The sequence below is a fragment of the Streptomyces sp. JN8 genome (genome assembly GCF_055808075.1).
In genome coordinates this window covers 758,535-772,968 of record NZ_CM147852.1, presented here as the reverse complement: position 1 = coordinate 772,968, position 14,434 = coordinate 758,535, and the positions used below count along the sequence as shown (strand labels likewise).

The 14,434-nt window shown below is 74.6% G+C and carries 15 protein-coding genes; 6 read left to right on the top strand and 9 right to left on the bottom strand.

Annotated features, from left to right (window positions below; translation table 11 throughout):
• Positions 1–10: 10 nt before the first annotated feature.
• The 4 genes from ACY0MR_RS03455 to ACY0MR_RS03440 are packed head-to-tail and all read right to left on the bottom strand — an operon-like array spanning position 11 to position 4,120.
• On the bottom strand, positions 11–1,084 hold the full coding sequence (locus ACY0MR_RS03455) for an acyl-CoA dehydrogenase family protein (protein WP_473559021.1): 1,074 nt from the start codon (positions 1,082–1,084) through the stop codon (positions 11–13).
• Positions 1,081–2,079 carry an acyl-CoA dehydrogenase family protein gene (locus tag ACY0MR_RS03450; RefSeq protein WP_473561678.1) on the bottom strand — a complete coding sequence of 333 codons (999 nt, stop codon included), beginning with the start codon at positions 2,077–2,079 and terminating at the stop codon, positions 1,081–1,083. The genes ACY0MR_RS03455 and ACY0MR_RS03450 overlap by 4 nt, the downstream gene beginning before the upstream one ends.
• Positions 2,079–3,248, bottom strand: coding sequence for an acyl-CoA dehydrogenase family protein (locus tag ACY0MR_RS03445; RefSeq protein ID WP_404078913.1), 1,170 nt, complete (start codon positions 3,246–3,248; stop codon positions 2,079–2,081). The genes ACY0MR_RS03450 and ACY0MR_RS03445 overlap by 1 nt, the downstream gene beginning before the upstream one ends.
• Positions 3,248–4,120: an enoyl-CoA hydratase gene (locus tag ACY0MR_RS03440; RefSeq protein WP_361852537.1), complete on the bottom strand. Its 873-nt coding sequence runs from the start codon at positions 4,118–4,120 to the stop codon at positions 3,248–3,250. The genes ACY0MR_RS03445 and ACY0MR_RS03440 overlap by 1 nt, the downstream gene beginning before the upstream one ends.
• A 45-nt stretch (positions 4,121–4,165) precedes the next feature.
• Between ACY0MR_RS03440 and ACY0MR_RS03435 the strand changes: the two genes are divergently transcribed.
• Genes ACY0MR_RS03435 through ACY0MR_RS03420 form a run of 4 tightly spaced genes read left to right on the top strand, consistent with a single transcriptional unit; the run spans position 4,166 to position 7,950 of the window.
• Positions 4,166–5,332, top strand: a complete 1,167-nt coding sequence (locus tag ACY0MR_RS03435) for an acyl-CoA dehydrogenase family protein (RefSeq protein WP_473559018.1) — start codon at positions 4,166–4,168, stop codon at positions 5,330–5,332.
• The gene (locus ACY0MR_RS03430) at positions 5,329–6,117 is read left to right on the top strand and encodes an SDR family oxidoreductase (RefSeq protein ID WP_473559016.1); all 789 of its coding nucleotides are present in this window, start codon (positions 5,329–5,331) and stop codon (positions 6,115–6,117) included. Before ACY0MR_RS03435 ends, ACY0MR_RS03430 begins: the two co-directional genes overlap by 4 nt.
• 45 nt (positions 6,118–6,162) lie before the next feature.
• On the top strand, positions 6,163–6,753 hold the full coding sequence (locus tag ACY0MR_RS03425; protein ID WP_473559014.1) for a TetR/AcrR family transcriptional regulator: 591 nt from the start codon (positions 6,163–6,165) through the stop codon (positions 6,751–6,753).
• Between the two features lie 39 nt (positions 6,754–6,792).
• Entirely contained in the window at positions 6,793–7,950 is a 1,158-nt protein-coding gene (locus tag ACY0MR_RS03420) for an acetyl-CoA C-acetyltransferase (RefSeq protein ID WP_392863761.1), read from the top strand.
• Between the two features lie 78 nt (positions 7,951–8,028).
• On the opposite strand, the gene ACY0MR_RS03415 is transcribed toward ACY0MR_RS03420, so the two are convergent.
• The 5 genes from ACY0MR_RS03415 to ACY0MR_RS03395 all read right to left on the bottom strand — a co-directional run bounded on the left by ACY0MR_RS03415 (position 8,029) and on the right by ACY0MR_RS03395 (position 12,602).
• Positions 8,029–8,952, bottom strand: a complete 924-nt coding sequence (locus ACY0MR_RS03415) for a tyrosine-protein phosphatase (RefSeq protein WP_473559012.1) — start codon at positions 8,950–8,952, stop codon at positions 8,029–8,031.
• Positions 8,953–9,110: 158 nt separating this feature from the next.
• A complete protein-coding gene (locus ACY0MR_RS03410; RefSeq protein ID WP_473561676.1) occupies positions 9,111–10,160 on the bottom strand; it encodes an NAD(P)H-dependent flavin oxidoreductase in 1,050 nt (349 codons plus the stop codon).
• Between the two features lie 11 nt (positions 10,161–10,171).
• On the bottom strand, positions 10,172–10,957 hold the full coding sequence (locus ACY0MR_RS03405; protein WP_404078923.1) for a CoA-transferase subunit beta: 786 nt from the start codon (positions 10,955–10,957) through the stop codon (positions 10,172–10,174).
• Positions 10,954–11,802: a CoA transferase subunit A gene (locus ACY0MR_RS03400; protein ID WP_361852583.1), complete on the bottom strand. Its 849-nt coding sequence runs from the start codon at positions 11,800–11,802 to the stop codon at positions 10,954–10,956. The genes ACY0MR_RS03405 and ACY0MR_RS03400 overlap by 4 nt, the downstream gene beginning before the upstream one ends.
• A 14-nt stretch (positions 11,803–11,816) precedes the next feature.
• The gene (locus ACY0MR_RS03395; RefSeq protein ID WP_361852554.1) at positions 11,817–12,602 is read right to left on the bottom strand and encodes an enoyl-CoA hydratase family protein; all 786 of its coding nucleotides are present in this window, start codon (positions 12,600–12,602) and stop codon (positions 11,817–11,819) included.
• 78 nt (positions 12,603–12,680) lie between these two features.
• On the opposite strand from ACY0MR_RS03395, the gene ACY0MR_RS03390 reads away from it, so the two are divergent.
• Both ACY0MR_RS03390 and ACY0MR_RS03385 read left to right on the top strand, forming a co-directional pair.
• A complete protein-coding gene (locus ACY0MR_RS03390) occupies positions 12,681–13,457 on the top strand; it encodes an SDR family oxidoreductase (protein ID WP_473559009.1) in 777 nt (258 codons plus the stop codon).
• A 43-nt stretch (positions 13,458–13,500) separates the two neighbouring features.
• On the top strand, positions 13,501–14,412 hold the full coding sequence (locus tag ACY0MR_RS03385; RefSeq protein WP_392863758.1) for an SDR family oxidoreductase: 912 nt from the start codon (positions 13,501–13,503) through the stop codon (positions 14,410–14,412).
• The last annotated feature ends 22 nt before the right edge of the window (positions 14,413–14,434 follow it).

Below are 14,434 nucleotides of genomic sequence, written 5' to 3'. Positions count from 1 at the left end.
GGCGGGACCGTCACGCGGCCGGCAGTCCCAGGAGGCCGGCCAGCCGGGCGCGGTGCCAGTGCGGCGGGCCGAAGAGCCGGGCCGCGCCGTGCGCCCGCTTGAAGTAGCGGTGGGCGTCGTGCTCCCAGGTGATGCCGATGCCGCCGTGCAGCTGGATCGTCTCGCCGGCCACCGCCGAGTACGCCTCCGAGCAGGCCGACTTCGCGGCGGCGGCGCAGCGGGACAGCTCCGGGGAACCCGCCGCGGCGGCGAAGGCGGCGCCGAGCGCGACCGAGCGCGCCGACTCCACCAGGACGTACGCGTCCGCGAGGCGGTGCTTGACCGCCTGGAAGGAGCCGATGGGCCGGCCGAACTGGATCCGCTCCCCGGCGTAGGCCAGGGTGAGCTCCAGGCAGCGCGCGGCGGCGCCGACCTGCTCGGCGGCGAGCGCCGTGCAGGCCAGGTCCAGGACGTGCGACAGCACCCGCTCGCCGTCGCCCTCGACTCCCAGCAGCCGGCCCTCGGCCCCGGCGAGGACCACCCGCGCCTGGGCACGGGTCTCGTCCATCGTGACCGCGGGCGCGCACTCCACGCCCGCGCCGTCCACGGCCACCTCGAAGAGCGAGACGCCCGCCTCCGTCCGGGCGGCCACCAGCAGCACCTCGGCCCGCCCGGCGTCGAGGACGTGCTCCTTGGCCCCGGTGATCCGCCACCCTCCCGCGGGCCCGTGGACGGCGCGGGCCCGTACGGCCGACGGATCCCAGGAGCCGCCCTCGGCCCACGCCAGGGCGCCCACCCCCGCGCCCGAGGCCAGTCCGGGCAGCACCCGCGCGCAGGCCGCCCTGTCGCCCGTGGCGAGCAGCGCCTGCACCGCCAGCACCGCGGAACCGAGGTACGGGACCGGGCTGAGCTCCCTTCCCAGCTCCTCCATCACCACGCCGACCTCGACCGCCCCGCACCCGGCTCCGCCGTACTCCTCCGGGACGGCCAGCCCCGCGACGCCGATCTGACGGGTCAGCGGCCGCCAGGCCGCGTCCCCCGGGCGGCGGCCGAGCACGGCCCGTACGGCGGACCGCAGTTCGTCCTGCTCCTCGGTCGTCCTCACGCCAGGGCTCCCTTCGCGAGGACGCGGGCGCGGCAGGCCGCGGGAGTGCCCCAGGCGTCACGGAGGGGCCGGGCCTTGCGGATCCAGAGGGCGAGATCGAGCTCCTCCGTGTAGCCGACGGCGCCGTGGAGCTGGAGGGCGGTGCGGGCCGCCGCGTAGGCGGCCTCGCCCGCGGTGACCTTCGCGGCCGCGACCTCGGCGGAGCAGCCGTCCGACCCCTCCGCCAGCGCCAGGGCGGCCGCGTGGAGCAGGGGCTGCGCGAACTCCAGGGCGATGAGCGTGTCGGCGAGCCGGTGCTTGAGCGCCTGGAAGGAGCCGACGGCCACGCCGAACTGGGTGCGCTGCCCGACGTACGCGACGGTCCGGTCGAGCAGGGCGCGGCCGAGGCCGAGCGACTGGGCGGCGGTGGCCAGGGCCGCGACGTCGGCGGCGTACGCGGTGGCGGCGGCCACCTGGGGGCCCCGGGTCAGGACGGTTCCGCCGAGCGGGCGGGCCAGCCTGCGCGCGGGGTCGGCCGAGGGCTGGACCGGGCCGGCGGCCCCGGCGAGGCGGACGGTGTCGCCCTCGACGACGAGCACCGCGTCGGCGGCGTCCGCGTCCAGGGCGTACGGGCCGCCGACGGCCGGCACGCACAGCGAGACGAGGGCCTCTCCCGCCGCGATCCGGGGGAGCAGGCCGGCGGCGTCGGCGGTCCCGAGCCGGTCGAGGAGCGCCGCCGCGGCGACCGTCTCCACCAGCGGACCCGGCACGGCATGGCGTCCCGACGCGGTGAACGCGACGGCCAGTTCCACCGGAAGCGGGCCGAGGCCTCCGTGCCCTTCGGGGACGGCGAGGGCGAAGAGGCCCGCCTCCGCCAGCCGCGCCCAGAGCGCCCGCCCGGGCCCGGTGTCACCGGCCGCCCAGGACCGCGCGACCGCCGGGGTGCCGGCCGCGGCGAGCATGCGGTCCAGCGAGCGGGCGAACTCCCGCTGGTCGTCGTCGAGGAGGAACCGCATCACCGGCGTCCCTTCGGGAGGCCGAGCAGCCGCTCGGCGATGATGTCGCGCTGGATCTCGTTGGTGCCCGCGTAGATGGGCCCGGCGAGGGAGAACGTGTGGCCCTCGGCCCAGCCGCCGCGCGCGGGCGCGTCCGCGGCCTCGTCGGAGAGTTCCCCGTACGGGCCGAGCAGGTCGAGCGCCGTCTCGTGGAGGGCGATGTCGAGCTCGGACCAGAAGACCTTGTTGAGGCTGGACTCGGCGCCCAGCGAGCCTCCGGCGGCGATCCGGGAGGCGTTGGCGTAGGTGAACAGCCGGTAGGCGCGGGCGCCGATGACCGCGTCGGCGACCCGGTCGCGCAGGGCCGTGTCCGAGGGCTCGGCGGTCTCCCGCCACAGTGCGGTCAGACGCGCGGCGGCGGCCGTGAACCGGCCCGGGCTGCGCAGGGTCAGGCCCCGCTCGTTGCCCGCGGTGCTCATCGCGACCCGCCAGCCCTCGCCCGGGGCGCCGATCACGTCCCCGTCGGGCACGAAGACCGAGTCGAGGAACAGTTCGGCGAAGGCGGGCTTGCCGTCCAGGCGCCCGACGGGCCGCACGGTGACGCCCTCGGCGTGCAGCGGGAACATCAGGTACGTCAGACCCTGGTGCGGCCTGGCCGTGTCGGGCTCGCTGCGGAACAGGCCGAAGGCCCGGTCGGCGAAGGCCGCGCGGGACGACCAGGTCTTCTGTCCGCTCAGGAGCCAGCCGCCGTCGGTGCGCTCGGCCCGGGAGCGCAGCGAGGCGAGGTCCGAGCCGGACTCCGGCTCGGACCAGGCCTGGGCCCACACGACCTCGCCGCTCGCCATGGAGGGCAGGACGCGGGCGCGCTGCTCCGCGGTGCCGTGCTCGAAGAGGGTGGGGGCGAGCAGGTTGATCCCGTTCTGGCCGACACGGCCGGGTGCCCCCGCCGCGTAGTACTCCTCCTCGAAGATCAGCCACTGGAGGATGGAGGCGTTCCGGCCGCCGTACTCCTCGGGCCAGGAGACCACCGACCAGCGGTCGGCGAACAGGAGCCGCTCCCACTCCCGGTGGGCGGCGAAGCCCTTCTCCGTCTCCAGGGAGGGCGGCGGAACGTCGGGGACGTGTGCGGCGAGCCAGGCGCGGGCCTCGGTTCGGAAGGCGCGGTCGGCCGCGGAGAAGTCGAGGTCCATCAGGCTCCCGCCGCCTTCATCGAGCGGATGTCCATGCCGCCGAGCGCGTCGGGCGCGGTCTCGGCGTTGTGCGCGTGCGCGAGGTGGTGGAGGCCGAAGACCGAGTCCATTCCGGTGTGCAGGCCCTGGAGGTCCTCCGCCTGGTTGACGGCGCGCTTGGTGAGCGCCAGGCCCATGCGGGGCATCTCGGCGATCCGGTGGGCCAGGGCGAAGGTGTGCTCGGCCAGTTCCCCGGGCGGGACGACCCGGTTGACCATGCCGACCTCGTAGGCGCGCCGGGCGCCCATCCGGTCGCCGGTGTACAGGAACTCCTTGGCGATGCGCGGTGGCATCACCCAGGGATGGGCGAAGTACTCGACTCCGGGGATGCCCATGCGGACCACCGGATCGGCGAAGAAGGCGTCCTCGGCGGCGACGATGAGGTCGCACACCCAGGCGAGCATCAGGCCTCCCGCGACGCAGGCGCCCTGCACGGACGCGATCATGGGTTTGGGCAGTTCGCGCCAGCGGCGGCACATGCCCAGGTAGACCTCGGACTCGCGGGCGAAGCGGCTCTCCGCGCCGGTCTTGTCCGAGTGGTCCCACCAGAGGCCGGCCCGGCGGTCGAACGGCAGGTGCGCGTCGCGCTCCGGGGTGCCGATGTCGTGGCCGGCGGAGAAGTGCCTCCCGGCCCCCGCGAGCACCACCACCTTGACCTCGTCGTCCTCGGCCGCGCGGTAGAAGGCGCGGTCGAGGGCGTAGGTCATGGCGGAGTTCTGGGCGTTGCGGTACGCGGGGCGGTCCATGGTGACCACGGCCACCGGGCCCCGCCGTTCGTAGCGGACGGGTTCCTGCGGTGCGGGCGTGCCGGACGCGGTGCGGGCAGCGGACATCCGCCCTCCTTCCCTAACAAGTGTTTGGTAGGTTAACGTACGGCCATGAACGACGTCGAGGAGTTCCGCAGAGAGGTCCGCGGCTGGCTGCGCTCGCAGCTGACGGGCGAGTTCGCGGCGCTGCGCGGCCGCGGCGGCCCCGGCCGGGAACACGAGGCACACGCCGAACGCCTCGCCTGGGAGCGGCACATGGCCGCCGCCGGATGGACCTGCGTCGGCTGGCCCGAGGAGTACGGAGGACGGGGCGCGACCCTCGAACAGCAGGTCGCCTTCCACGAGGAGTACGCCCTGGCCGACGCCCCCGCCCGCGTCAACCACATCGGCGAGCAGCTCCTCGGGCCCACCCTCATCGCCTTCGGCACGCCCGCGCAGCGCGCCCGGTTCCTCCCGCCGATCGTCGCCGCCGGGGAACTCTGGTGCCAGGGCTACTCGGAACCCGACGCCGGCTCGGACCTCGCCAACGTCCGGACCCGCGCGGAACGCGACGGGGACGACTGGGCGGTCACCGGGCAGAAGGTGTGGACCTCACTCGCCCACGAGGCCGACTGGTGCTTCGTCGTCGCCCGCACCGAGCCCGGCTCGACCCGGCACCACGGACTCTCCTACCTCCTCGTGCCCCTGGACCAGGCCGGCGTGGAGATCCGGCCCATCGTCCAGCTGACCGGGACCTCGGAGTTCAACGAGGTCTTCTTCGACCGCGCCCGCACCCACGCGTCCCACATCGTCGGAGCCCCCGGCGAGGGCTGGCGGGTGGCCATGGCCACCCTGGGCTTCGAGCGGGGCGTGTCCACCCTCGGCCAGCAGGTCGGCTTCCGGCGCGAGCTGGAGGCGGTCATCGCGCTCGCCCGGCGCAACGGCGCCGTAGCCGACCCGCTCGTCCGCGACCGCATCACCCGGGCCTGGATCGGCCTGGAGACCATACGGTTCAACGCCCTGCGCATGCTCGGCGGAACCGCGGCCGGAGCCCCGGGCCCCGAGGCCTCCATCGGCAAGATCTTCTGGGCCACCTGGCACCGGGAGCTGGGGGAACTCGCCATGGACGTCTGCGGCGCCGAGGGCATGCTGGCGGCCGGCGAGCCGTACGACCTCACCGACTGGCAGCGGCTCTACCTCTTCTCCCGCTCCGACACCATCTACGCCGGCTCCAACGAGATCCAGCGGAACATCATCGCCGAGCGCGTCCTCGGCCTGCCCAAGGAGGTCCGCGCATGACCGGGACACCACCCCCCTACGTGCCGGGCCACGGACTGCTGGCCGGCCGGACCGCCGTCGTCACCGCGGCCGCGGGCGCCGGCATCGGCGGCGCCACCGCCCGACGGCTCCTGGAGGAGGGCGCGCGAGTGCTCCTCTCCGACGCCCACGCCCGCAGACTGAAGGAGTCCGAGGCGGAGCTGGCCGCCGAGTTCGGCGCCGACCGGGTCGACGCCCTGCCCTGCGACGTCACCGACGAGACCCGGGTCGCCGCGCTGTTCGACCTCGCCGTCGAGCGCCACGGGCGCCTCGACATCGTCGTCAACAACGCCGGGCTCGGCGGGACCGCCGACCTGGTCGATATGACCGACGAGCAGTGGGAAAAGGTCCTCGACGTCACCCTGAACGGCACCTTCCGCTGCACCCGCGCCGCCCTGCGCCGCATGAAGGACGCGGGCGACGGCGGCGTCGTCGTCAACAACGCCTCGGTCGTCGGCTGGCGGGCCCAGCGCGGCCAGGCCCACTACGCGGCGGCCAAGGCCGGGGTCATGGCCCTCACCCGCTGCGCCGCCCTGGAGGCCGCCGCGTACGGGGTCCGGGTCAACGCCGTCTCCCCGAGCCTGGCCATGCACCCGCACCTGGTGAAGGTCACCACCCCCGAACTCCTGGAGGAGCTGACCTCCCGCGAGGCCTTCGGGCGCTACGCGGAGCCCTGGGAGGTGGCCAACGTGATCGTCTTCCTCGCCAGCGGCTACTCCTCGTACCTGACCGGCGAGGTCCTCTCCGTGAGCAGCCAGCACGCGTGAGCCGGACGGAGGAGCGAGCCGGGGAGCGGGAGCAGGAGGAGCGCGATGGTCGGTCCCGCGCCCGAGCGGCGTGAGGAGATCCTCTCCACCGCCGCCGAGGTGTTCGCCGCCCACGGGTACGACGCCACCACCGTACGGGAGATCGCGGACGCCGCCGGCCTGCTCGCCGGCAGCCTCTACTACCACTTCGACTCCAAGGAGTCGATGCTCGACGAGATCCTCTCGTGCTTCCTGGACGAGCTGCGGGCCGGCTACGACGCCGTGCTCGCCGCCGGTCTCGGCCCCCGGGAGACCATCGAGGCCCTCGTCACCGAGTCCTTCCGGGAGATCGACCGGCACCGGGCCGCCGTCGCCATCTTCCAGAAGGAGGCCGGACACCTCCAGGACCAGCCCCGCTTCGGCCATCTCGCCGACGCGCGACGGCGGTTCGAGACGGCCTGGCTCGGAAGCCTGGAACGCGGGGTCGCGTCCGGGGTCTTCCGCGCCGACCTCGACGTCCGCCTGACCTACCGGTTCGTGCGCGACACCGTGTGGGTGGCCGCCTCCTGGTACCGGCCCGGCGGACAGCACAGCCCCGAGGAGATCGCCCGCCAGTACCTGTCCATGGTGCTGGAGGGGATCGCCCTCCGCACATGACGGACACCGAACAGCGTGGACATCGAAGAAGGAGCGGCCATGGCCGAGGCATACATCGTCGAAGCGGTACGCACCCCGGTGGGCAGGAGGAACGGCGGACTGTCCGCCGTCCACCCGGCCGACCTCGGAGCACACGTGCTCAAGGCACTGATGGAGCGCGCGGGCGCCGACCCGGCGGCCGTCGAGGACGTCGTCTTCGGCTGCCTCGACACCGTCGGCCCGCAGGCCGGCGACATAGCCCGCACCTGCTGGCTGGCCGCCGGACTCCCGGAGGAGGTGCCCGGCGTGACCGTGGACCGCCAGTGCGGCTCCTCCCAGCAGGCCCTGCACTTCGCCGCGCAGGGCGTCCTGTCCGGCACCCAGGACCTGGTCGTCGCGGGCGGCGTGCAGAACATGTCGATGGTGCCCATCGCCTTCGCCAGCCGCCAGGCGGCCGGCCCGCTCGGTCTGACCGACGGCCCGTACGCCGGCTCCGAGGGCTGGCGCGCCCGCTACGGCGACCAGCCGGTCAACCAGTTCCACGGCGCGGAGCTGATCGCCGCCAAGTGGGGCGTCTCCCGCACGGACATGGAGGAGTACGCCCTCCGGTCGCACCGGCGGGCCGCCCGCGCCATCGACGAGGGCCGCTTCGACCGGGAGATCGTGCCGTACGGGGACGTCACCACCGACGAGGGCCCGCGGCGCGACACCAGCCTGGAGAAGATGGCCGGTCTGAAGCCGCTGGTCGAGGGCGGCCGGCTGACCGCCGCGGTCTCCTCGCAGGTCTCCGACGGGGCCTCGGCCATGCTGATCGCCTCGGAACGCGCCGTACGCGAACACGGACTGACGCCGCGGGCCCGCGTCCACCACCTGTCCGTACGGGGCGAGGACCCGATCCGGATGCTCTCCGCCCCCATCCCGGCGACGGCGTACGCGCTGAAGAAGACCGGGATGACGCTCGACGACATCGACCTGGTCGAGATCAACGAGGCCTTCGCCTCCGTCGTCCTGGCCTGGCTCAAGGAGACCGGGGCCGACCCCGGCAAGGTCAACGTCAACGGCGGCGCCATCGCCCTCGGGCACCCGCTCGGCGCCACCGGCACCAAGCTGACGACCACCCTGCTGCACGAACTGGAGCGCACCGGCGGCCGCTACGGGCTGCAGACCATGTGCGAGGGCGGCGGCCAGGCGAACGTGACGATCATCGAGCGGCTGTGACGCCCCCGGAGTGACCGGGAGCGAACGACGTCCGCCGGGGCGACCACACCCCGGCGGACGTCCCTCGTCAGGACCCGGTCACCGGACCAGTCGCGCGCGGAGCCCCGCCAGGGTCCGGGCGTCCAGCCCGAGGCCCTTCGTGAGGTAGCCGTGGAAGCCTCCGTAGTCCCGCCGTATCTGGTCCAGGGCCGCCCCCAGATAGTCCGCGCGGACCTCCTGCAGCGGGACGAGCAGCTCCGGGTCCTCCATGTAGCCGCTCTGCCTCAGTCCCTCGCGGACCTTGCGGTCCGCCTCCGCACGGAAGGCGTTGGACAGCAGGTAGTCCCGCTCGGCCGCCGGGGACGGCACGTCGAGGGCGCGCAGCAGGAGGTAGCCCATCCAGCCGGTGCGGTCCTTGCCCGAGGTGCAGTGGAAGAGGAGCGGCGCCCGGCCGGTGGCGACGTCCCGCAGCGTCGCGGCGAACTGCCGGCGGCTGTCGCGGTCGGTGACGAAGGTGCGGTAGATGTCCCGCATGAGCCGCTCGGCCTTGCCGTCGCCCAGCAGCTCGCGCTGCTTGACGGGGTCCTTGGAGCCGATGGCCGCCGTGGTCGTGGCGTACAGCCCGAGGTCGGCCACGGGACGCGCGGTCGGGGTGAGTCCGGCGGGCAGGCGGTCGGCACCGTCGCGCGCGACCTCCTCCGGGGTGCGGAAGTCGAGCACGGTGCGCAGGTCCAGGGCGGCGAGCGCCGCGAGGTCGCCGTCGGTGAGCCGGCCCAGGGCGTCGCCCCGGAACACCTGGCCGTGGCGGACCTGGCGGCCCCGGTCGGTGCGGTACCCCCCGAGGTCGCGGACGTTGACCGCGCCCTGGAGCGGGACGGGGCGGACCTCGGTGGGGCGGGGGTGGTGCGTGGCGGAGGCCGTGGACCTCGCCGGGGCGGCCGCCGCGGTGAGGGCGGGCAGGCCGCCGAGGACGACGGTGGCGGTGACCAGGGCGGTCGCACGCCGGAGGTGGAGGGCACGCATGGGTCTGCTCCTAGCGGTGTGAGGGGACGTCCCCGGAGCCGGGGAGTCGGCGGGGTGCCGCGGAGTGCCGTCGCGCGCGTCGGCGTGCGGCGGAGGGAGGAGAGGGAGGAGAGGCGGGAGAGGGGGTGCGGGGTCCGGTGCGGCGGACCCCGGCGGGGTCAGGACGTCGCGGGCAGACCGCGGAGGGCGTCCCGGGCCTCGGACATGAGGCGCTCGACGAGTTCGGCGCAGGACGGCAGGTCGTCGATCACTCCCGCGACCTGGCCGGAGGCCATCACCCCGAGGTCGGTGCGGCCGTCCACCATGGACGCCTTGAGCAGCATGGGGGTGTTCGCGGCGAGCAGGATCTGGCTCCAGGTCAGGTCCTTGCCGTGCCGCATCGCCAGGCCGTCCCGGATCATGTCCGGCCAGCTCATGCCGGACTCGCGGCGGAAGGCCGCGGCGTGCCGGACCGCCCGGAGGAGCGCGGACGCCCGGCCCGAGCGCTCCAGCGCGTCGACCAGCTCGGTGCGCAGCATCCGGTGCGGCAGTCCGTCCACCTTGGTGGTGACGGTGACGTCCCTGACCGCCGCCGCGAGGTAGCGGGCCTTCACCGCCTCGGGGACCGTGCTGTCGGAGGTGAGGAGGAAGCGCGTGCCCATCGCGATGCCGGCCGCGCCGTAGGCGAGCGCGGCGACCAGGCCGCGTCCGTCGTGGAACCCGCCGGCCGCGACGACCGGGATGTCCACGGCGTCCACGACCTGGGGGAGCAGGACCGTGGTGGCGACGCTGCCCGTGTGGCCGCCGCCCTCGCCGCCCTGCACGATCACCGCGTCCGCCCCCCACGCGGCGACCTTCTCGGCGTGCCGCCTCGCCCCGACGGAGGGGACGACGAGGACGCCGGCGTCCTTGAGCCGTGCGATCAGCTCGCGGGAGGGGGCGAGCGCGAACGACGCGACCCGCACCCCCTCGTCGACGATGATCCGTGCCCGCTCGGCCGCGTCCCCGGCGTCCGCCCGCAGGTTCACGCCGAACGGCGCGTCGGTACGGGACTTGACCTCCCGCACGGCGGAGCGGAGCTGCTCGACGGTCATCGTCGCCGAGGCGAGGATCCCGAGCGCCCCGGCGTTCGCGGTCGCCGAGACCAGGCGCGGGCCGGCCACCCACCCCATGCCGGTCTGCACCACCGGGTGCCGCACCCCGACGAGTTCGGTGAACCGGGTGGGGATCGCGAGGTCGCTCACGCGGGGACCTCCCGCTCGCGCAGCCCCGCGGGGTCGATCTCCTCGCGCATCAGCCGCAGTTCCTCGGCGGTGGGCTCGCGGGTGTACGGCACCTCGTCCGGGACGGTCAGGGCGAAGCCGGTCGCCTCGGTGACCTGCTCGACGGTGACGCCGGGGTGCAGTGAGCGCAGCCGCATGCGGCGGTCCGGGGTCTCGAAGTCGAAGACCCCCAGGTCGCTGATGACATCGGGGACGCGGTGGTAGCGCGTCGCGGCGGGCCCGGCCGCGGCGGCCCGGTCGTAGCCGACGCCGCAGACCATGTCGACCCGTTCGACGAACACCCGGGTCGAGTGCTTGGGGACCCAGTAACTGGTGGGGTTGTTCAGCGTGTTGACGGGGGCGCCGCGCACACCGAGGAGCTGCCGCCGGGGGCGCGCCCAGTCGCCGATGCAGCTGATGTTCTGGTTGCCGTACCGGTCGAGCTGGCTCGCGCCCATCATCACGTGCCGCCGTCCGGTGGCGACCAGGGCCAGGTGCTGCCGGTACGGCAGCCACCCCTCGACGACCCGGGGCGCGCCGCCGACGGCCGGCACGTCCCCCATGAGCAGCGCCTCCCCGTCGGTGAGCAGCAGGTCGGGGGAGAAGGTGAGCTTCGCGAGGCGGGCGCCGATCAGGGGCACGGTGCCCATCGGGCTGGCCAGCACCTCGCCCGCGTTCCGCCACGCCTCGGCGCAGGCGACGACGCAGTACTCGGCCCGCGTCGCCCCCGCGGCCGGCGGGGTCGTCGTCTCGGTGCCGCTCATGCTTCCTCCTCGTGGAACGCCGCGACGGCGGCCTGGTAGGCGTCCTCGTCACCGGAGAGGAACCGGGCGCTGAAGGCCCGCCACTCCTCCGGGTCGCGGGCGGCCCGGACGTAGGCGCGCTGGAAGACCTCGTCCCGGTCGTAGTCGGGGGCGCAGGAGGTGAAGTGCGCGCCGTTCGGGGTCTCGACGACGCCGTCGACGAACGCGCGCTTCAGCAGCAGGGACTGCGGAGCCGCGTCCTTGAGCAGGTCCGGGGTCTCCACGATGCGCTCGCAGGAGACGTACGCGGTGTCGGCGGCCTCGCAGAACAGGTCGTCGAAGTACGGGTCGGGGCCCAGGTACTGGCCGTTCCCGTGCACGTCGGCCCGGTTGACGTGCACGAGCGCGGCGTCCAGGCGCAGGGCGGGGACGGCGACGAGCTCCTCGCGGTCCCCGTACGGGGAGGTGACGGTCCGCAGCGAGGGGTTGACGTGCATCACGTCCGAGGCGAGACCGGCCCGGATGGGCATGAAGGGCAGCCGGTGCACGGCGGCCGTCAGCCCCCACATGACCATGGCCTCGTCCAGCTCGACCAGTTCGAGGGAGCCCCGCTGCCGGGCCGCGCCGAAGTGCGGCTCCAGGGGGACGGAGTCGAGCGTGGCGAAGGCCGCGACCAGCTTGCGGATCTTCCCCGCGGCGGCGAGCAGGCCCACGTCCGGGCCTCCGTACGAGACCACCGTCAGGTCGGTCACCTCGGACCGCAGCAGCGCCCGGACCAGTGCCATCGGCTTGCGCCGGGAGCCCCAGCCGCCGATCCCGACCGTCATCCCGCTCCGGAGCCGGCCCACGGCCTCCTCGGCGGTCATCGTCTTGTCCCTGCTCACGACTGCTCCTCCTGCTGGGTGTCGAAGGTCCCGGCCGTGGCGCCGCCCCCGCCGAACGTGTCGCGGACCCGGTCGGCGACGCCGCTGAGGTTGGCCTCGAAGGTGAAGCCCTGCTCGAAGCGGTAGCTGCGCCGGACGTCCACCGGGTCGATGCCGTTGATCGCCGCCTTGGCGAGCCGGATCAGGTGACCGTCCTTCGCGGCGATCTCCCGGGCCAGTTCCCGTGCCGCGTCGCGCAGCGCCTCGCGGGGCACGACCCGCCAGACCGAGCCGTGCCGGTGCAGCTCCTCGGCGGTGGCGGTGCGCGAGGTGTAGTACAGGGTCCGCATCAGGTGCTGGGGGACCAGGCGGGCCAGATGCGTGGCCGCCCCGAGCGCGCCCCGGTCCAGCTCGGGCAGGCCGAAGGTCGCGTCCTCGGAGGCGACGATCGCGTCGGCGTTGCCGACCAGGCCGATGCCGCCGCCGAGGCAGAAGCCGTGCACGGCGGCGACCACGGGCACCTCGCACTCGTAGACGGCGGCGAAGGCCTCGTAGCAGCCGCGGTTGGCGCCCAGGAGGGCCTCGTGCCCGGCCGTGCGCTGGAGCTCCTTGATGTCGACCCCGGCGTTGAAACCGCGTCCCTCGGCGGTGAGCACGACGCAGCGCACCTCGGGATCGGCGCCCGCCGCGCGGATCGCGGCGGCGAGGTCGTACCAGCCCCGCACGGGAAGGGCGTTGACCGGGGGGAAGTCGACGGTGACGACGGCGACGCCCTTGTCGGGGGCGGAGGTGGAGACACCCATGAGCAGATCAGCTACCTTTCCACCAAACGTTTGTTAGGTGGAAGATAGCAGCGGTTCGCCCGCTGCGGGAGGTGTCCCTTGGCAGTCACCATCGATCTCTCGGGGTCCGTCGCCGTCGTCACCGGAGGCACACGGGGCGTCGGGGCCGGGATCGCCCGGGCCCTGCTGGAGGCCGGCGCGGAGGTCGTGACCTGCGCGCGCAGGGCGCCCGACGAACCCGTCGAGGCGGCCGGGCGCACGGCGCGCTTCCTCCCCGCCGACCTGCGCGATCCGGCGGCCGTCACGGCCTTCTTCGACCGGGTGCGCGACGACCACGGCAGGCTGGACGTGCTGGTCAACAACGCCGGGGGAACCCCGTTCCGCATGCTCGGCGACGGCGGGGCCGGGCGGCACGCCCGGGTCGTCGAGCTGAACCTCCTCGCCCCGCTGACCGCGACCCTCGCCGCGTACGAGGTGATGCGCCGCCAACCCGGTGGCGGGACCGTCATCATGATCGGCAGCGTCAGCGGGACCCGCCCCTCACCGGGCAGCGCGGCGTACGGAGCGGCCAAGGCCGGCCTGGACAACCTCGCCCGGTCCATGGCCGTGGAATGGGCGCCGCACGTGCGGGTCAACACGCTCGTCCTCGGCATGGTCCGCACCGAACTGTCCCACCTGCACTACGGGGACGAGGACGGCATCGCCGCCGTCGGCCGCACCGTGCCGCTCGGCCGGCTCGCCGAGCCCGCCGACATCGGCGACGCGTGCGTCTTCCTCGCCTCCGAGCGGGCCGCGTACATCAGCGGCGCCAGCCTCCCCGTGCACGGCGGCGGGGAACGCCCGGCGTTCCTGGACGCGGCCACCACCCACCCCTGACGGCCCGGTCGTCGCCCTCATCGAACACCGAAAGGACCCCACCATGACGGGACTCTGCAACGGACGGGTCGTGATCGTCACCGGGGCGGGCCGAGGACTCGGCCGCGCGCACGCCCTCGCCTTCGCCGCCCAGGGCGCCCGGGTCGTCGTGAACGACCTGGGCGTCGGCCTGGACGGCACCGGGGGCGGCGCGGCCCCCGCACAGCAGGTCGTCGACGAGATCAGGGCGGCCGGGGGAGAGGCCGTCGCCCACGGCGGCGACATCGCCACGGCGGACGGCGCCGCCTCCCTCGTCGCCACCGCCCTCGACACCTTCGGCCGCCTCGACACCCTGGTCAACAACGCGGGCTTCCTGCGCGACCGCATGCTGGTCAACCTCGACGAGGACGACTGGGACGCCGTCATGCGCGTCCACCTCAAGGGACACTTCCTGCCTCTCAGGCACGCCGTCGCCCACTGGCGCGCGGAGGCCAAGGCCGGACGCACCCCCGAGGCACGGGTGGTCAACACCAGCTCGGGCGCGGGGCTGCTCGGCAGCGTCGGGCAGGGCAACTACGCCGCCGCCAAGGCCGGGATCATCGGCCTGACCCTCGTCGCCGCCGCCGAGACGGCCCGCTACGGCGTCCAGGTCAACGCGATCGCGCCGGCGGCCCGCACCCGGATGACGGAGGAGACCTTCGCCGGGGCGATGGCCGCGCCCGGGGGCGCCGCCTTCGACGCCATGGCCCCGGAGAACGTCTCGCCCCTCGTCGTCTGGCTCGGCTCGCCGGCCTCCGCCGGGGTCACCGGCCGCGTGTTCGAGGCCGAGGCGGGCCGCATCACGGTCATGGAGGGCTGGCGCCCCGGCCCCACGGCCGACAAGGGGGCACGCTGGACCCCGGCGGAGGCCGGCGAGGCGGCGCTGAAGCTGCTCGCGGCAGCCGAGCCGCCGCAACCGGTCTACGGCGCCCGCTGACCCCGCCCCGCCCGCCCGGAGC